The sequence below is a fragment of the Pseudomonas cucumis genome, from assembly GCF_030687935.1.
Lineage (GTDB): Bacteria > Pseudomonadota > Gammaproteobacteria > Pseudomonadales > Pseudomonadaceae > Aquipseudomonas > Aquipseudomonas cucumis.
The window spans coordinates 1560402-1578230 of the sequence record NZ_CP117454.1 but is presented as its reverse complement, the minus strand read 5'-3'; the positions used below and the strand labels follow the sequence as shown (position 1 = coordinate 1578230).

Sequence of the window (17829 nt, the reverse complement as noted above, 5' to 3'; positions counted from 1 at the left end):
CTCGTGGTCAACCGCGTTCGGACGGCACCGACGACAACTCGAATGGACTGCTGCTGCGCCGCTGGTTGCGATCTTCCCGCGGCGTGGCACCGAAGAAGTTGCGGTAGGCGCTGGAGAAATGCGGCCCCGAAGAGAAACCACACGACAGGCCGATCTGGATGATCGACTTGCTGGTTTGCATCAACATTTGCCGGGCCTTGTTCAGGCGCAGCTCCAGGTAATACTGGCTCGGCACACGGTTGAGGTATTGCTTGAAGATCCGCTCCAGCTGCCGACGCGATACGCACACATGCTGGGCGATTTCGTCGGTGGTCAGCGGTTCTTCGATGTTGGCTTCCATCAGCAACACCGCTTGGGTGAGCTTCGGATGGCTGGAGCCCAAGCGGTTTTGCAACGGAATGCGCTGGCGCTCGCCGCCCTCACGGATGCGTTCGACCACCAGTTCTTCCGACACCGCGCCAGCCAGTTCGGCGCCGTGATCACGGGCCAGCACCGCCAACAGCAAATCGAGAACCGACATGCCGCCACAGGCGGTCAAGCGATCGCGATCCCAATCGAACAGGTGACTGGTGGCAATGACTTTCGGAAAACGCTCGGCGAAATCGTCCTGCCAGCGCCAATGCACGGCAGCGCGATAACCGTCGAGCAAACCGAGTTGCGCCAACGGGTAAACACCGGCCGACAAACCGCCGATCACACAACCGGCTCGCACCAGTTGTTTCAGCCCACTGCTGAGCGCTGGTGCAAGCGAGGTCGGAGGCTCATCGGCGAGCAGGAACAGTTTCTGGAAGTTTTCGAGCTTGCCGGCCCACGGCTCACCCGGCAATTGCCAGGCGCCTTCGGTTGGCGGTTCGGCCTGCAAAAACGACAGTTCGTAAACAACATCCGGGTGCACACGCTGGGCAACACGCAAGGCCTCCTCAGCCAGCGCAAGCGTCAGAGCTTTAGTGCTGGGCCAAATCAGGAAACCAATTCGATGGGCAGTCATGGGCGGGCAATCCGAAACGAAAACAGTGTTAAAGCCGAAGGCGGCTGCAACCAAATTAGACCATCGGCGCGCGGTGCGCAGCATGACCTAATTTGGTGCGTAACGGGAGCGATTACTTGAGGCTGCCCGAGAGGAATTGTTGCAAACGTTCAGACTGCGGATTGACCAGCACTTCGCGCGGGTTGCCGCATTCTTCGACGACGCCTTTGTGCAAGAACACCAGCTGGTTCGACACTTCACGGGCAAAGCCCATTTCGTGCGTCACCACCACCATGGTCCGGCCTTCCTGCGCCAGGGCCTGCATGACTTTCAGCACGTCACCAACCAATTCAGGGTCGAGGGCCGAAGTCGGTTCGTCGAACAGCATCACCTCAGGCTCCATCGCCAGCGCACGGGCAATTGCCACACGCTGCTGCTCACCGCCGGACATGTGGCCAGGGTAGGCGTCTTTGCGATGCGCAACACCGACCTTGTTCAGGTAGTGCTCAGCCTTCTCGCGGGCTTCGGCTTTGGACATACCGAGCACGTGGACCGGCGCTTCCATGATGTTTTCCATCGCGGTCATGTGCGACCACAGGTTGAAATGCTGGAACACCATCGACAGGCGCGAACGCATGCGTTGCAGCTGTTTCGGGTCGGCGGCTTTCAGCGCGCCGTCCTTGTTGGCGACCAGTTTCAGCTCTTCGTTGTTGAGCAGAATCTTGCCCGCGTGCGGCTGCTCGAGCAGGTTGATGCAGCGCAGGAAAGTACTTTTGCCGGAGCCACTGGAGCCGATGATGCTGATCACATCGCCAGCCGCCGCTTTCAGGGACACGCCCTTGAGCACTTCGTGACTGCCATAGCGTTTATGCAGGTCTTGGACTTCAAGTTTGTACATGCGGTCGGTTCTCACAAAAACAGTCAGTCAGTCGTTGAGCAAGCGCCCGTGACGCAGCGCTTCGCGCCCCGCCACCTTGGCCAGCCAGAAACCGGGTTGGGCATAACGCAGCCGTTCAATGGCAAACAGCACCCCGGACGTACCAGCACACACCGTGCTGACCCGATCCGATAACGGATCGATCACTTCGAAAATCTCGTCGCCCGCTTCAACCCACTCACCGGGTTTACGCAGAAAACTCACCACGCCCGGATGCGGCGCGAACAGCAATTCGGTGCCTTCGAACGGCATGCCTTCGCAAGCGTCTTGCGCAGGTTTTGGCCATTCGCCACTGATCAAGCCTTGTTCCGCGAGGAACGCCAGAATGCCTTCGGCGTGAGCCATCGCCTCTGGGCGACCGGTATCGGATTGGCCGCCCAACTCGATGGTCGTCGCCAGGCAGGCCAGTGGAATCTGGGCATCCGGAAACAGGCGCGACAGGCGCAGCCATGGCAGCGAACACGCTTCGTCAAAGGAACTGCCGCCGGAATCTTCCGCCAGCAGCCCGACCTTGACGTTCAAGTGGGCGGCCAGTGAACGCCAATGCGGCCAGTGTTGCGGCAAGGCATACATGTGCAGCGCCGCTTCGCAATCGCAGTGCAGATCCAGCACCACATCGGCGGTGCAGGCATGGCTGAGCAAGATGCGCTGCATGCCTTGCAACTGACTGGCAGCCGGTGGCAAGGCGGCCAGCACATCGCTCATGGTTTCACGGATCAAACGGATATTGGCGTGAGGATCGTCACCCAAGTGTCCTTGGAGCTCAGCGGCCACGGGCTCGCTCAACTCGACGAAATCCCGGTTGAAGTTCTTGCCGCTGCCGGCTTCGAAACGCCCCTGATGGTTACCCTGAAGCAGTTGACCGAGGCCCAGTGGATTGGCCACCGGTACCAGTTCGATCACACCGTTCAGCAAGCCTTGGGCTTCGAGTTCGGTCAGGCGCTTTTTCAGCTCCCAGGCGGTGCGCATCCCCGGCAGCTCATCGGCGTGCAGGCTGGCCTGGATGTAGGCCTTGCGCTCGCCAGCACCGAAGCGGAACACCGAAATCCGGCGTTCGCTGCCCAGGTGGCTCCACGGCAATGCATGATCGATGCGTTCCATATCAATGCTTCCGCGGGGCCAGATAGCCCAGCCAGCGGTGCTCGGCCATTTTGAACAGGCGCACCAGAATGAATGTCAGGCACAGGTAGAACACGCCGGCGGTGATGTAGGCTTCGAACGGCAAGTAGAACTGAGCGTTGACCGTGCGCGCGGCACCGGTGATGTCGATCAGGGTCACGATGGACGCCAGACTGGTGGTCTGCAGCATCATGATCACTTCGTTGCTGTATTGCGGCAGTGCCCGGCGCAGGGCCGACGGCAGCAGGATCCGCTTATACATTTTGACCCGCGACATGCCCATGGCCTTGGCCGCTTCGATCTCGCCATTCGGCGTGGCGCGCAGGCTGCCGGCGATGATTTCGGCGGTGTAGGCGCTGGTGTTGATGGCGAAGGCCAGGCACGCACAGAACGTGGCGCTGGACAGCCATGGCCAGAGGAAGCTTTCACGTACCGCTTCGAATTGCGCCAGACCGTAGTAGATCAAAAACAGCTGCACCAGCATCGGCGTGCCGCGGATCACGTAAGTGAACAGCCAGGCACTCATGTTGACGACCGGCTGCTTGGAGACGCGCATCAGCCCCAACGGCAGCGCCGCCAGCAGACCGAAAAACAGCGACAACGCGAGCAATTTAAGGGTGGTCACCAGGCCGCCGAAGTACAGCGGCAAGGCCTCCCAAATGACGTTGTAGTCGAAGATCATAGATCAGCCGCCCTTACGCCTACCGAGTAGCGCTTCTCAAGGTGACGCAATGCCAGCAACGAGACACTGGTAATCACCAGATACATCGCCGCCACTGCGAGGAAGAAGGTGAAAGGCTCGCGGGTAGCGTCTGCCGCCTGCTTGGCCTTGAACATCATGTCTTGCAGACCGACCACCGAAATCAGCGCGGTCGCCTTGGTCAATACCAGCCAGTTGTTGGTGAAGCCCGGAATCGCCAGACGAATCATCTGCGGCACCAACACCCGGAAGAACACCTGAAAACTGCTCATGCCGTACGCCATGCCGGCTTCCGCCTGCCCTTTCGGGATTGCCATGAAGGCACCACGGAAGGTTTCCGACAGGTACGCACCGAAGATGAAGCCCAGGGTGCCGATACCGGCGGCCAACGGGTTCAGGTCGATGTAGTCGTCATAGCCGAGCATCGGCGCGACGCGGTTGAGCAGGTCCTGGCCGCCGTAGAAAATCAGCAGGATCAGCACCAGGTCGGGAATACCGCGAATCACCGTGGAATACAGATCGCCCAGCCAGGCCAGCCAGCGCACCGGCGACAGACGCAGCGCAACGCCGATCAGCCCCAGAACGATGGCCAGGGCCATGGACGACAAGGCGAGCTGAAGCGTCAGCCATGCGCCATCGAGGATGACAGCCCCGTAGCCTTTCAACATGATTCAGGTCCTCGAAAGTTGGGATGAAAAAATGGCGCAAACCTCAGAGATCCTGTTGCTTGCGCCATTTCGGACTTGTTGCGGGGACGATTACTTGCCGTAGATATCGAAGGCGAAGTACTTGTCCTGGATTTGCTTGTACTTGCCGTTCTCGCGAATGGCCGCGATCGCGGTGTTGATCTTGTCTTTCAGCGCGTCGCCCTTGCGAACCGCAATACCCACGCCGTCGCCGAAGTATTTGACGTCGGTGAAGGCCGGGCCAACGAAGGCGAAGCCCTTGCCGGCGTCGGTTTTCAAGAAACCGTCATCCAGCAGGGTAGCGTCTGCCACAGTGCCGTCGAGGCGACCGGCAGCCACGTCGAGGTAGATTTCGTTCTGCGAACCGTAAGGCTTGATCTCGGCACCCAGCGGGGCCAGGACTTCGCGGGCGAAACGCTCGTGGATCGAACCACGTTGCACGCCGATGTTCTTGCCCTTCAGCTCAGCCAGGCTGTCGCTGACCTGAGTGCCAGCCTTCATGACCAGGCGAGCCGGGGTGTTGTAGTACTTGTTGGTGAAGTCCACGGACTTCTTGCGGTCTTCAGTGATCGACATGGACGACAGGATCGCGTCGATCTTGCGCACTTTGAGCGCAGGGATCAGGCCGTCGAACTCTTGCTCGACCCACACGCACTTGACCTTCATCTCTTCGCACAGGGCGTTGCCGATGTCGTAGTCGAAACCAACGATGCTGCCGTCCGGCGCCTTGGAGGCGAACGGAGGGTAAGCTGCTTCGATACCGATTTTTACGGGCTTGTCATCGGCGAAGGTCGGCAGGGACAGCACGGACAGCGCCAGGGCGCCAAGCAGCACAAGTTTCTTCATCTTGGGACTCCATCGGTAAAGGGCAAAAACGGCAGAGTGAGCGACAGCCCAATATGCGAATGGGTTAAACCACAAAAGCGGTGCTGCGTCCTAGGAACCGTGCGCTGATTTCAACGCAGGCAACGACGAGCGAGTGATCGGCATTCTAACGACAGGCCCGAAGCCGATATTTCTTCAATGCGACAACAAATTACAGATGCAATGAGAAAGCCGCTTGAGCGCATTGACAGTCTTGCAATTTCATGCAAGAGCAAAAGACAGTGAACCGATCTATATTGCAAATTGCGGGCCTATTATTCGCAAACCCTTCTAATCCGGCAAGCGCAGCGTTGTGTCTTATTTTTCATGCCGGTTGAGAGGCCCTGAAACGGGGCTTTGCGTTTCCCAATGCCTCGTTGTCGAGCGTGCGGTTACACATTCAGTAACTTGAAGGGGGATGGGTAACAGTGGGAATTGGCCTACGGCTGACACCGATAATTATTGGCACTCCCGCTGATCGTTCCCACGCTCCGCGTGGGAATGCATCCCGTGACGCTCTGCGTCACAGCGTCAACGGCGGACGCGGAGCGTCCATGGCGGCATTCCCACGCAGAGCATGGGAACGATCAAGACGAAAAAACCCCACCAGGCTCAACACCTGGCAGGGCTTCGATGACTCAAGAACCGCTGTTAAGCGACGTTCATGGTCTTGTGCGTATCAATCAGATGCTGCACCACACCCGGATCGGCCAGGGTTGAAATATCCCCCAACCCATCGTATTCGGCCGTAGCAATCTTGCGCAGAATCCGGCGCATGATCTTGCCCGAACGGGTTTTCGGCAGCCCCGGCGCCCACTGAATCACATCTGGCGAAGCAATCGGGCCGATCTCTTTACGCACCCAGTTTTTCAGTTCCAGACGCAATTGCTCGGTCGGCTCTTCGCCACCGTTCAGGGTTACGTAGACATAAATGCCCTGCCCCTTGATGTCGTGCGGCACACCCACCACCGCCGCCTCGGCGACTTTCGGGTGAGCGACCATCGCGCTTTCGATCTCGGCGGTGCCCATGCGGTGCCCGGAAACGTTAAGCACGTCATCCACACGCCCGGTGATCCAGTAGTAACCGTCTTCGTCGCGGCGTGCGCCGTCGCCAGTGAAATACATGCCACGGAAGGTCTTGAAGTAAGTATCTACGAAGCGGTCATGGTCGCCGTACAGCGTGCGCGCCTGGCCCGGCCACGAATCGAGAATCACCAGGTTGCCCTCGGCCACGCCTTCGATGATGTTGCCCAGGTTGTCGACCAACGCTGGCACCACACCGAAGAACGGTCGCGCCGCAGAACCCGGCTTGAGGGCGTGAGCGCCCGGCAGCGGGCTCATCATGTTGCCGCCGGTTTCGGTTTGCCACCAGGTGTCGACGATCGGGCAACGGGATTGGCCGACATTCTTGTAGTACCAATCCCACGCTTCCGGGTTGATCGGCTCACCGACCGAACCCAACAGACGCAGGCTGCTGCCATCGGCACCTTCCACAGCGGCTTTGCCCGACGCCATCATTGCGCGGATCGCGGTTGGCGCCGTGTAGAGGATGTTGACCTTGTGCTTGTCGACGATCTTCGCCACCCGGGTGATGTCCGGATAGTTCGGCACGCCTTCGAACAGCAGCGTGGTCGCGCCGTTGGCCAATGGGCCGTAGACGATATAGCTGTGGCCGGTGACCCAGCCGACGTCGGCGGTGCACCAGTAGATTTCGCCCGGGCGATAGTCGAACACGCGCTCGTGGGTCATCGCCGCATACAGCAGGTAACCGCCAGTGGTGTGCTGCACACCCTTCGGCTTGCCGGTGGAGCCGGAGGTATAAAGGATGAACAGCGCTTCTTCAGCGCCCATCTCTTTCGGCGCGCAGACACTGCCCGCCACTTTCATCAGGTCTTCGTACCAGATGTCGCGATGCTGGTTCCACTTGATGTTGCCACCGGTGCGCTTGCACACGATGACTTTCTGAATACTGCTGGTTTCCGGGTTGGTCAGCGCGTCGTCGACGTTAGTCTTGAGCGGGATCTTCTTGCCGGCACGAATGCCTTCGTCGGCGGTGATCACCACTTTGGATTTGCAGTCGATGATGCGACCGGCCAGGGCTTCCGGCGAGAAACCACCGAACACCACCGAGTGAATCGCGCCGATCCGGGCGCACGCCAGCATGGCGACCACGGCTTCGGGGATCATCGGCATATAGATCGTCACCACGTCGCCGCGGTGCACATCCTGGCCGCGCAAGGCGTTGGCGAACTTGCACACTTCTTCGTGCAGCTCGCGGTAGGTGATGTTGCGGCTTTCGGCAGGGTCATCCCCTTCCCAAATGATCGCGATTTGATCGCCGCGCTCGGCCAGATGACGGTCGAGGCAGTTGTAGGAAACGTTCAGCGTGCCGTCGGCGAACCATTTGATGTCGACATGGTGATCGTCGAAGGACGTCTGCTTCACCGTGGTGAAAGGCTTGATCCAGTCGAGGCGCTTGGCTTGTTCGCGCCAGAAGCCGTCCGGGTTGACGACCGACTGCTGGTACATGGCCTTATAGGTGGCCTCGTCAGTCAGCGTGTTGGCTGCTACCTCGGGACGAACGGGATACAAAGAAGCCGCACTCATCTTTCTTACCTCGGTGGAATAGTTGTTTTTGTATGGCCCCAGTTGTAGCCGGGCCGGGCCTATAGAACCATTCGACGATGGTAGTAACAAGCCCCTACAAAATGTGGCTATACCGCGACGAGGCGCTCAAGCCCGGCTGTTAGGGCCTCCGTAGAAGCAGGTGAAGCCTGCGATCTTTTGATCTTCGGCTTTTTCAGTCGAAAGATCGCAGTCTTCGGCAGATTCTGCGCAGTGGAGATGGGTGGGCTCTCGGGGATTGTTACCAAATCTGCCAAAGGTGTTTATCAAAAGCACGGCTATATGCACGCCACCCCCAGGCCTAAAATCAGCCTCGCCAACACGGCAACGTGATTAACCCAGTTGCAGCCCCCACGAAGGCAGTTAATCCAAGACTCTTTATTAAAGCTCCACACGCAATCCCCAAAAGATTGCGTGACCCCACTCGACCTTAGAAAGGTAAAACTGAAATGAAAGCTTTATTGGTTCTGGCCCTCAGCAGTCTGTGCGCAACCGCCATGGCGGATGAGGCCCCGACTGATGTCGCACAGCAACAACCCGTCGTCGAGGAATACACCTACTCCACCCATCTGGACATCGCCAAAGTTATATCGATGAGCGAAATCCCGAATGTCTGCGAAGTGGTTCCGGCCAAAATGGAATACGACGACTCCAAAGGTCAGCGACACATTCTGCGTTACAGCGTCATGGGTAACGGCTGTTCTAACGGCTGATCCGCCCCACTTTTATCTCCCGAGGCTCGACCCATCCTTTTTTAGAGACCAGATGAAGTGCCGAGCCTTGTATCGACAAATACGATTGTTTTAAGCATTTATTTGCACTTTTCAATCAAATTACTTGGCGTAGTATTCATTCCACACCCAAGGCACACAACGCCAACGAACCTGGAGCCACTACCATGAAAACCAAACTGATCCTCGCCCTGACCCTTTCCGTCCTGGCCGCCAACACCTTCGCCGCCGATGGCTACGACCGCACTGGCTCGGCTACTTTCACTGAAGCGGCTGTCGCTTCTGACGGTTACGACCACACCGGTTCGGCGTCTTTCGCTTCAGATGGCTTCGATCACACTGGCGCCGCCAAGGTCGCTGCTGATGGTTCTGATCACACTGGCGCAGCCAAAGTCGCTGCCGACGGTTCTGACCACGTAGGTGCAGCTCGTTTCAGCTGAAAATCGAACACGACATAAAAGCCCGACTTCGGTCGGGCTTAGTTGTGTCTGGAGTGGTCAAAAATCGACAAAAACCACTACATGTAGTAAAAAACGCCGTTTCTGGTTGTTTTTTGAGCAACCTATTCCAAGAATATTTTCAGCCAAAAACTGCACTCAATCTCGCCCACAAAAATGCTCCCCCTCCCCTGAAAGCCCCGCCCCACCTGGCTTGCAACACAACAGCAGACCACAACAACGCAAACACCCAGCCCTTACCGTCAAAAACCAGCCAAAACAGACGAAAAAAAAACTTCCTCCGCCAAAGCCCTGTAAACCCTCGCTCCAACCTGAAAACGCCCCCCGCCGACCGCTCCGAGTGCCATTTCGCCGCACCACGGGGCCGAAAATTTCCTTATAATGCGCACTTAAACGGGCCTGCAATATTCCCTTACAGGGGTGAAAAGCCAGTCTGAAGCCCACGCAGAGCGGTTCACCTTTTCTGCGCCCATCAGTGGCTTCGGAACACCCGTACAAAATTCTGTTTATTGCCTGCGTTGTACTGCTGCAAAAAACGATTTCCTTTAGATCCAACGCGGCCAGAACCGGCCGTGTGAAAAACCAACCTATCAGTTTTCACACGGGCAATCTGGCCCTCACGCAGGAGACGACACGTCATGCTGAGCTGGGACGAATTCGACAAAGAAGATGACGGCGAAGTCGCTGTAAAAGGCGCCAATGCCGGCCACGCTTCTGAAGCCAACATGGACCGCCTCGACAGCGCCGGTGGTGCCGCCGCTCAAGAGGCCCGCGCCGTGACCGCGACGGACTCCGCCGCTATCGCCCGCGCCAAGGCTGCCCTGGATTCCCTCGACGTCGCCGAAGGCCTCGCCGAACTGGAAGGCGCCTCCGCCCGTGTAGCTGTCGATGAAAAGCGCATGATCAACTGCCGCGCCGACCTCAACCAGCTCGTCCCATTCAAGTACGATTGGGCATGGCAGAAGTACCTGGACGGCTGCGCAAACCACTGGATGCCGCAAGAAGTCAACATGACCGCCGACATCGCCCTCTGGAAAAACCCGGAAGGCCTGACCGACGACGAGCGCCGCATCGTGATGCGCAACCTCGGCTTCTTCTCCACCGCCGACTCCCTGGTTGCCAACAACCTGGTCCTGGCCGTGTACCGCCTGATCACCAACCCGGAATGCCGCCAGTACATCCTGCGCCAGGCCTTCGAAGAGGCGATCCACACCCACGCCTACCAGTACTGCATCGAATCGTTGGCCATGGATGAAGGCGAGATCTTCAACATGTACCACGAGATCCCATCGGTCGCGAAAAAAGCCACCTGGGGCCTGAAATACACCCGTTCGATCTCCGATCCGAAGTTCGAAACCGGCACCGTCGAAACCGACAAAGAGTTGCTGCGCAACCTGATCGCCTACTACTGCGTTCTGGAAGGCATCTTCTTTTACTGCGGCTTCACCCAAATCCTCTCCATGGGCCGCCGCAACAAAATGACCGGCGTCGCCGAGCAGTTCCAGTACATCCTGCGCGACGAATCCATGCACCTGAACTTCGGCATCGACGTGATCAACCAGATCAAAATCGAAAACCCGCATTTGTGGGATGCTGAGATGAAGGAAGAAGCGAGCCAGATGATTCTGCAGGGGACTCAGCTGGAGATTGAATACGCTCGTGACACCATGCCTCGTGGGGTGTTGGGCATGAATGCGGCGATGATGGAGGATTATCTGAAGTTCATCGCTAACCGTCGTTTGTCGCAGATTGGGTTGAAGGAAGAGTATCCAGGGACGACTAACCCGTTCCCTTGGATGAGCGAGATCATGGACTTGAAGAAAGAGAAGAATTTCTTTGAGACTCGGGTTATTGAGTATCAGACTGGTGGGGCGTTGAGCTGGGATTGATTCCTGGAGCTAGCCACGGCCGGTTGTGATCTGAATCGGCAGATTGGAAAAATCAAAAAGCCCTGACTTGTTCAGGGCTTTTTAGTTTGGGAAGAAGAGCACACGCACCTCGTAGCCGTTACCGAAGGCTACGTCCGAGCCGGGGTCACGCCCGACCAAAGCCCTCGCAAAACCAAACACCCCGCCGTTGGTCCGAGAGGGGTTCATGATCCATGAAACGGAACTATCGTTTTTTATTACATCGTATGGATACGTTCCTTTCAGGCACGCGTTCATGATTGATGCCAAGGCGCTCAAGGAGCAGAGCCATCCCTGTGCGCATATTATTTCCAATGACCTGCTAGAAGGAGCAAAGCCATGTCTGGAAAATACAATGCGGAAAGTACGGAGACAGAACTCCAGATCTTCTCGAAACAATCGGATAATCCCGTAGTCCTGAAAGGCAATCTGACATCCCTGCACGACAAACCGGAAAAAATCCATCAGCTACTGGATATCCTCGAACTACCGAAAGGAACCGAAGTTCGAGTCATCACCAAGGCTGCATCAGTCATCGTGCGCTAACCCAAGTGCCCTTGCACAAGTGCTTGTCACTTGTGCAAGGAAGTGCAGCGAACAAGAAGCCAAAGGGTTAAAGATCATGCAAAGCAAGGAAGCCACCAGTCTTGTCAGCGAACGCTTAAAAGATAACGTCTCTGTGGTGTTCTCGAACGACAAGACAACAATTGCATACGCGCTGTGGGAAGTGAAACTTCCTGTCAGTTGGGTGAACGCTCAACCCGTCATAAAAGACCTGCTTGATCGACGGATATCCCGTGCCCAGGCACTGGAGAATCCGATGGCCAATCCGCTGGTAAATCTGCTCAGCGCACAGGGCTGTTTCACATCGATTGAAAAAATGCACTATTCTCTTAAAGAAATAAAAGCGCTGTTTGATCCGCTCCGTTCCGAATGGTACGCAACCTATTATGCCCATCTCGCTTGGGAACAAATAAGAACCGGAAAGTCCAACCGCAATGTATTGTTGGCCTGGTTAATACACAACTATCACATCTCTCGCGCCGCTGGCATTGTAGCGGCCCGAATGGCGGCCTTGGGAAAAGAAACAATCTCGACTCAATTCTTTCAACAGGATGCACTGGAAGAATATTGGCACTGTGATGCGTTCTACTCTCTGGATACGCCCTTGCTGCAAGGCGTAAGTCTGGCTGATGTGAAATCCTATGTGCCTCTACCTGGTTCACTGGCATTTGAAGAGCACTGCCTGCAAGTTGCAGAAACCGATCCATTAGGACATTTATTGATCGCCTATTTTCAAGAGTCGAGCATCGCTTTCGCCAGCGCCAGCAACGATTTCTATCAAGTCGTAGAGGATCAATACGACATCAAAGGTTTATTCAATACCTGGAAACAACATATCCAGATAGACGTCAACCATGGCCATGCCGAGGGGCTCGGTCAATTATTGGACTCCGCTACCGAAGTGGAAGCAGCTGTATTGGAGCGCGCGTTGCGCAATGCCTGGCTCGGCTTCTATTTTCTATGTTGTAGCCTGGACGACATTCAACAGGAGCAGCACGGCGATGAAATATACCTGCGGCTACCGGTTGAGCAGAATGCAGCCCGCAATCTCCCTAACTTGTGGGAAGCGCTGACCAGCCATCTCGGCACGGAAAAGTTTCCCCAGACGGCCCGCTTGCGCGATGTCGATCAGGCTTTTCTAGTCGACGGACTATGCAAGAGTGCTTTTCGGGCGCTCGGCTTTGCTCGCGACCACGATCAGATCATCGCCTGCGGGGGAGTTGCTAAAGCTTTCTCCCGGCATGCCAAGCCAAGCGAATCCGACAATCCGCTCAATCCATGGTCGGTGGCCATCACCAACCACTTGTTGGAAGCCGCCAACTGCCCCGCCACTTGGTTGATGCTGACTAGCCTGCTAGGCGAACGACTCACCCAGTTCAAGTTGACTGATGCAGTGAGAACCTGCATCGAACAGGCACTGCGCGGCTGCGTAGTGAGCAGCTCAAGCTGCCGTTTACCTTTAACGGCGTTACGCCAGCTGGACGAACTGATAGTCCGCTGGCTTGGCAGTCGCGATCTGATGCCGCACAGGTTGTTACAGATATAGGACGGAGTCAGCAATGTCGCACTTCTCTCTCCATGGACAGTACCGCGTACAAAGCCGGCGAGACTATGCCACATCAGCACTGGAGGGTGAATGGTATGGCGGCCCGGGTTTGCTGGGCAATGCGGGTATCAATGAGGCATTACGGGCCCATCCGTTCTGGACTGGACAGGCACAGGTGGCGTTGCGGCCTGCGCTAATCAGTCAACGTTTCGGCAAATTCGCCTCCGAGCCGGACATTCTCTACAAGCATGACCTATTCATCCCCGCCCCCGACAGCGATGCCATGCTGGAAAATATTGTCGATGTGCTTAAGTCGTGGCAGAACTGGATCCAGCGGAAAAAATTTGTCCAGACGCTGTTCTGTGCTGAAGACTATCAGCACGCCATGGGGCATTTAAGCGACTTGCAAGCGACCATCGCCAATGAATATATGGTGCATGAGGCCGGGCACTTCATCGCCTATGATGTTTCTACCAAACAGAACGATGGTTATTTCGCACCCGGCGGAAAAACCGTGTGGCCGCTTATCTACCTTGAAGAATTCCGCGCGGATTTGAATGCTTTCGGATTTGCGGTAAAACTGCTACCGCCTGAACAGGCTGTACAAATCTTCCTGTATAACCTGCTACTTCGCTTTGGCGTTCATCGCCAGGGCATATTGACCCTGCACAGTGCACCTTACGGCCTGATACCTTATCTCTTGTTCTGTTTACTGAACGAGCTTGGCTTTGTTGCAGTTATTAACGTGCACGGGCGTTATTATTTCAGGTTAAGCAACCTTCATACAACAACCCTCATCGGCTTAATGCAAGACTGTGCCCATCATGCGAAAGTACAATTGAACACGGTGGAAATGGCCACCCCCCGTTCATGGGAGCGGGCTCTCGCCGCGGCGAGTTACGTTCGGAATCGGTTGGAACAATATGAACAGACCAGGCAATTCGCATTGGTAATGAACCAGCCTGCAACAGACAAGGAACAAGCATGACTGACCAACAACCTAATCCCTATACGCTTCCTCCTGACTTGCCTGTCCCGCAGGATGACGGTGCGTGTGATCATCTAGCGAGAATGCGGTTGCCGGAAATCGAATTGACGTCCACAGAGGGCAAACTCTGGAATCTGGCTAAACACGCCGGGAAAACAATAGTCTATATCTACCCGGCCACCGGCGTACCTGGCAAAGACCCCATACCAGACTGGGATGCTATTCCAGGAGCACCGGGTTGCACCTTGCAGTCACTGGGCTTTGGCGAGCGTTACGAGCAGTTTAAGAAGATGGGGTATCAGGTATTCGGTGTCAGCGGACAGAGTGCGGCCGAACAGATCGAGTTCAAGCAACGAACAAAGCTACCCTTCATACTCTTGAACGATTCAAACTTCATTCTGCGAGACAAACTCGGCCTGCCCACATTTCAAGCGTACGGCCAATTGTTTTACAAGCGTTTAGCTCTGATATTAGAAGACGGAAAAATCAGACAGGTGTTTTACCCAGTATTCCCACCGGATCAATGCGCAACCAAGGTATTAGCATGGCTGGAGAGCAACGAGTAGACCTATCCGTAGGCTGTTTAAACGATGCAACTGAGTTTGCTGCATTGGCAGAATGAACTATGGATTCGGATGCGGGACATGCCTTGCATCCTGCTGACCCAACAGCAAACATCTTGGTGGAGGAAAGCTTCACGGCTATTTCTATTTTAGAAAGTCGCTAAAGATGGGTGCAGCTTTCTGCCCCCACTTGATTGGGAGCGTTGAGCATCACGCGGACTGTTCACTCGATTGTAGCTGCTGAGAGTGAAGCGGGAATCCTTCAGGAGCACCTAACAGTACGCCACGTTCCATATCAAACGGCAGCACCCAAAGCTTGAGTTCCGGCGCAAACTCGAATACCTGCAACGGCGCATCAAACGCAGATCGTCTTGGATAAACCAGCACCAACTCCCCCTCGCCCGCTAGGTATTTGTGGCCATAGGCAAACAACTGATAGAAATCGGACTGCTTCAAACCGTAGCTCTTATCCTCACCAGATGAGTTCAACCGCTTCCATTTTGTGTCTAGCACCCAACTTTTGTTCTGATGGAGAACCATCAAATCCGGTCGTAATTGGAAGAAGTTTTTGCCTTTGTGCTGACACAAATATTCAGTGTGGGCTTGAGTTTTAAGTCGAGCGTCTTGCAGCAGATCCTTGTCTAGACTCGCAGCTACATAGCGCTCAAATAGCTTCTCCATAGGAAACAACAAGCTCATGCCATGCCACTCTCCGGCGACCGCCAAAGGTATCTTTTGCTTGATAATCAGCTCACACCAGGGTTTCACTGGCACGTAATGCGCCATCAGCCGCTCGCTGCTCCATTGGTTGAAATCCTGCTGCACATTGCGGCTTCTAGGAACCTCTAACAACACACGTCTTAACTCGTGAGCCAGACGCCAGTTACCAGCATCCTTTGTTGCTTTGCAGACCTCATCTAGCGCGAATTTGAGTAAGCGGTTTTCTGGTCGGTCGGGCAAATAGATATCGTGTCGAATCTGGAAATGGTGCTGGCGCCCAGGGGGTTGGCGCATTTGCTTAACCCCATCCAATTGACCACGTAGGAACCGTTGTTCCTCCTCTACGCGCTGGTAGTCAAAGCGTAGACCTCGCTTGATCAAGTGATCCAGAGCCAGTAGGAATCGGCCCATAACCCATTCGCTCAGCGGTGCATCGAAATTTTGAAGATCTGCCGCGCCGACTTCACGGGTGGGTAAATCTAGAGAAACTTGGATCATGCGCCGCAACAACACTCTGCTCTGCTTAATGCAGTCCTCTCGCTCAAAATGTTTGGGGAGAATTTCAAGACGCGTGCCACAGGGTGTTTCCAACACACCAACGTAGTTGTCGAGTTTGAGTAAACACCGATTTTCAAGCTGAACCAGTGCAGCTCCAGCATTGCTGAAAGTAGCATTCAATTTGCACAGCCAGTCAAAGGCGGAAACCGATACCTGGGCAAGATCCAACGTCGGCTCAGTGATTTTATCTGTCGTCAGCCTCGCGTACTCACGGACCGTGATGACGGGTTTCACACCGTCACGCCTTTCAATGCGCTGATTACGGCCGCACCAAGATGGCGAGTATTAAACTCAAGACCACTTGCATGGTGTGTTGTCAGGCCATGCGCTGCGGCAAGCTCTCGCAAAATAGGTTTAGATGGGCTGACGATCTTCCCAGACTTTAAAACCTCGATTGATCCGCTTTCAAGCTGACGAACCTGGATGTCGTCTTTTTCAGCTTCGATAGCCTCCTGGACCTTTGGAGGTACTGCTTGGTGATCAATGACACCCCAAAAAGACTCGATCCGAGCAAAGGCGTCTTCATTGATCATCCATTGGTTATTTTGGTTACTTAGCACCACTTGATCGCCAAACAAAGATCCTGAGTTGAATAGCGCCTGTGCGATAAAGCAGTTTTCAGGGGCCTTGCGATGATCGTTAAGGACCCATTGAATCCGTAGCCAGTCTTCAAAAAAATACTCTTGCAGCAATGGGAGCACTTGTTCGCGAAAGATTTGGCCCAATCGCTCAAGCGTTGGCTCATTCTCTAACGGCATGAAATACGCGTGCCCTAAGCAATGATCTCGGTCTAACAGCATCTCAATTCGTTGATTCATCACTATTAGGAGTTGGCCAACATTGAGCTCCCCCACGGTGACGTCTTTCAGCAGCTCAGGCTTAGGCGGCATTTCGCGGAACGTGAAACGACGACGCAGCGCGATATCTAGACCAGCCAATGAACGATCAGCGGTGTTCATGGTGCCTATGAGGTAGACATTACTCGGAACGCTGAAATGATCCTTCGAATACGGCAGCGTCACCTTTAATGCCTCATCAGCTCCTGCACGCTTGGATGGCTCGATGAGAGTGATCAGCTCACCGAAGATCCGAGAGATATTACCGCGATTTATTTCATCGATGATGAGTACGCGTGCGTTGCTGGATTGAGTTGTCTCCTTGACCTTTGCGTCTTCGGATGACGTATCCAAAATGCGCTGAACCAAAACCGGCAAAATATTGTTGTAGCCATTGATGAGATATGGTTCCAGCTTAGTTTCTGACACTTTGTCAAAAACTAGCTTGTTGCGAACATCTGCGACGGTTAACCGCCCTGCGCGCACATATTCAGCGAGCGTGTGAAGAATACTCATCCCAATCGGTAGCTCTTTACCATTAGGTTTAACCAAGCTCAGCAACTCAGTAGATGCACTCGCGACTATGTACCCCGAACCAAATGACTCCCCCTTTATAAATAGAGCACCGGGGTGCTTTACCTTGGCCACGGCAGATGTGCACATTTTTTTGAACACACCATCGACGACTTCGTAGTGCAATTGCCCATCTTCTCCGCTTTCAGCACGTAGACCTTCGACGAAGTCTTCGTAGCTGAAGCTTTGATGAAAGGTGACGAACTCAACGTGCCCATCTTCGGCTAACTCATCAAAGTGCTTCTTTAAAGCCACCCGTTTGCCTTTGTTGGCCCGAAGAAACTCAGGAGCAAGAATTTCCAGCGCAGCCTCGATAGTGGCGAATGTCTTACCGGTTCCCGGTGGGCCAAACAAGATTTGGTTAAGTGCAGGCGAAGTCATCGAGTCGCTATCCTTGCTACGTGAGCAAATGGTCATCGCGGGGTGCGGCTCGATCACGGTCGACACGGGTTGCAGAAACCGAAACTCGACGTAGGAAATAGCGCAC

General features: G+C 55.2%; 16 protein-coding genes and 1 pseudogene. 8 read left to right on the top strand and 9 right to left on the bottom strand.

The features are described from left to right. Positions 1-7 precede the first annotated feature (7 nt). The 7 genes from argR to acs form a co-directional block, all read right to left on the bottom strand. On the bottom strand, positions 8-988 hold the full coding sequence (argR, locus tag PSH97_RS07130; protein WP_008071845.1) for a transcriptional regulator ArgR: 981 nt from the start codon (positions 986-988) through the stop codon (positions 8-10). Positions 989-1100: 112 nt separating this feature from the next. Next, entirely contained in the window at positions 1101-1865 is a 765-nt protein-coding gene (locus PSH97_RS07125) for an ABC transporter ATP-binding protein (RefSeq protein ID WP_305448644.1), read from the bottom strand. 27 nt (positions 1866-1892) lie between these two features. After that, entirely contained in the window at positions 1893-3005 is a 1113-nt protein-coding gene (locus tag PSH97_RS07120) for a M14 family metallopeptidase (protein ID WP_305448643.1), read from the bottom strand. A 1-nt stretch (position 3006) separates the two neighbouring features. Next, entirely contained in the window at positions 3007-3705 is a 699-nt protein-coding gene (locus PSH97_RS07115) for an ABC transporter permease (RefSeq protein ID WP_123495817.1), read from the bottom strand. Beyond that, positions 3702-4391 (bottom strand): ABC transporter permease, encoded by a 690-nt coding sequence (locus PSH97_RS07110; RefSeq protein WP_007951063.1) that lies wholly within the window; start codon positions 4389-4391, stop codon positions 3702-3704. Before PSH97_RS07110 ends, PSH97_RS07115 begins: the two co-directional genes overlap by 4 nt. Before the next feature lie 90 nt (positions 4392-4481). Further along, entirely contained in the window at positions 4482-5255 is a 774-nt protein-coding gene (locus tag PSH97_RS07105) for an ABC transporter substrate-binding protein (protein ID WP_237884082.1), read from the bottom strand. A gap of 669 nt (positions 5256-5924) precedes the next feature. Continuing rightward, entirely contained in the window at positions 5925-7880 is a 1956-nt protein-coding gene (acs, locus tag PSH97_RS07100; RefSeq protein WP_305448642.1) for an acetate--CoA ligase, read from the bottom strand. A gap of 467 nt (positions 7881-8347) precedes the next feature. On the opposite strand from acs, the gene PSH97_RS07095 reads away from it, so the two are divergent. The 8 genes and pseudogenes from PSH97_RS07095 to PSH97_RS07060 all read left to right on the top strand — a co-directional run. Next, positions 8348-8611: a DUF2790 domain-containing protein gene (locus PSH97_RS07095; protein WP_305448641.1), complete on the top strand. Its 264-nt coding sequence runs from the start codon at positions 8348-8350 to the stop codon at positions 8609-8611. A 185-nt stretch (positions 8612-8796) separates the two neighbouring features. Further along, positions 8797-9069 (top strand): hypothetical protein, encoded by a 273-nt coding sequence (locus tag PSH97_RS07090; RefSeq protein ID WP_305448640.1) that lies wholly within the window; start codon positions 8797-8799, stop codon positions 9067-9069. A gap of 656 nt (positions 9070-9725) precedes the next feature. Further along, on the top strand, positions 9726-10976 hold the full coding sequence (locus PSH97_RS07085) for a ribonucleotide-diphosphate reductase subunit beta (protein ID WP_007934889.1): 1251 nt from the start codon (positions 9726-9728) through the stop codon (positions 10974-10976). A gap of 357 nt (positions 10977-11333) precedes the next feature. After that, a complete protein-coding gene (locus PSH97_RS07080; RefSeq protein ID WP_095634587.1) occupies positions 11334-11540 on the top strand; it encodes a hypothetical protein in 207 nt (68 codons plus the stop codon). Between the two features lie 76 nt (positions 11541-11616). After that, complete coding sequence (locus PSH97_RS07075) at positions 11617-13104, top strand: hypothetical protein (RefSeq protein ID WP_305448639.1); 1488 nt, start codon at positions 11617-11619, stop codon at positions 13102-13104. A gap of 13 nt (positions 13105-13117) precedes the next feature. Then, complete coding sequence (locus tag PSH97_RS07070; protein WP_305448638.1) at positions 13118-14092, top strand: hypothetical protein; 975 nt, start codon at positions 13118-13120, stop codon at positions 14090-14092. Then, positions 14089-14658: a peroxiredoxin gene (locus PSH97_RS07065; RefSeq protein ID WP_305448637.1), complete on the top strand. Its 570-nt coding sequence runs from the start codon at positions 14089-14091 to the stop codon at positions 14656-14658. Before PSH97_RS07070 ends, PSH97_RS07065 begins: the two co-directional genes overlap by 4 nt. A 24-nt stretch (positions 14659-14682) precedes the next feature. Next, positions 14683-14808 (top strand): annotated as a pseudogene (locus PSH97_RS07060) (BRO-N domain-containing protein); the annotation flags it as partial. A 57-nt stretch (positions 14809-14865) separates the two neighbouring features. On the opposite strand, the gene PSH97_RS07055 reads toward PSH97_RS07060, so the two are convergent. Further along, complete coding sequence (locus PSH97_RS07055) at positions 14866-16167, bottom strand: McrC family protein (RefSeq protein WP_305448636.1); 1302 nt, start codon at positions 16165-16167, stop codon at positions 14866-14868. Beyond that, complete coding sequence (locus PSH97_RS07050) at positions 16164-17723, bottom strand: McrB family protein (RefSeq protein ID WP_305448635.1); 1560 nt, start codon at positions 17721-17723, stop codon at positions 16164-16166. The genes PSH97_RS07055 and PSH97_RS07050 overlap by 4 nt, the downstream gene beginning before the upstream one ends. Positions 17724-17829 lie beyond the last annotated feature (106 nt).

Excerpts from the sequence above, each read along its gene's own strand:
- argR (WP_008071845.1), bottom strand. The coding sequence starts at position 988 with ATGACTGCCCATCGAATTGGTTTCCTGATTTGGCCCAGCACTAAAGCT.
- PSH97_RS07125 (WP_305448644.1), bottom strand. The coding sequence starts at position 1,865 with ATGTACAAACTTGAAGTCCAAGACCTGCATAAACGCTATGGCAGTCAC.
- PSH97_RS07120 (WP_305448643.1), bottom strand. The coding sequence starts at position 3,005 with ATGGAACGCATCGATCATGCATTGCCGTGGAGCCACCTGGGCAGCGAA.
- PSH97_RS07115 (WP_123495817.1), bottom strand. The coding sequence starts at position 3,705 with ATGATCTTCGACTACAACGTCATTTGGGAGGCCTTGCCGCTGTACTTC.
- PSH97_RS07110 (WP_007951063.1), bottom strand. The coding sequence starts at position 4,391 with ATGTTGAAAGGCTACGGGGCTGTCATCCTCGATGGCGCATGGCTGACG.
- PSH97_RS07105 (WP_237884082.1), bottom strand. The coding sequence starts at position 5,255 with ATGAAGAAACTTGTGCTGCTTGGCGCCCTGGCGCTGTCCGTGCTGTCC.
- acs (WP_305448642.1), bottom strand. The coding sequence starts at position 7,880 with ATGAGTGCGGCTTCTTTGTATCCCGTTCGTCCCGAGGTAGCAGCCAAC.
- PSH97_RS07095 (WP_305448641.1), top strand. The coding sequence starts at position 8,348 with ATGAAAGCTTTATTGGTTCTGGCCCTCAGCAGTCTGTGCGCAACCGCC.
- PSH97_RS07090 (WP_305448640.1), top strand. The coding sequence starts at position 8,797 with ATGAAAACCAAACTGATCCTCGCCCTGACCCTTTCCGTCCTGGCCGCC.
- PSH97_RS07085 (WP_007934889.1), top strand. The coding sequence starts at position 9,726 with ATGCTGAGCTGGGACGAATTCGACAAAGAAGATGACGGCGAAGTCGCT.
- PSH97_RS07080 (WP_095634587.1), top strand. The coding sequence starts at position 11,334 with ATGTCTGGAAAATACAATGCGGAAAGTACGGAGACAGAACTCCAGATC.
- PSH97_RS07075 (WP_305448639.1), top strand. The coding sequence starts at position 11,617 with ATGCAAAGCAAGGAAGCCACCAGTCTTGTCAGCGAACGCTTAAAAGAT.
- PSH97_RS07070 (WP_305448638.1), top strand. The coding sequence starts at position 13,118 with ATGTCGCACTTCTCTCTCCATGGACAGTACCGCGTACAAAGCCGGCGA.
- PSH97_RS07065 (WP_305448637.1), top strand. The coding sequence starts at position 14,089 with ATGACTGACCAACAACCTAATCCCTATACGCTTCCTCCTGACTTGCCT.
- PSH97_RS07050 (WP_305448635.1), bottom strand. The coding sequence starts at position 17,723 with ATGACTTCGCCTGCACTTAACCAAATCTTGTTTGGCCCACCGGGAACC.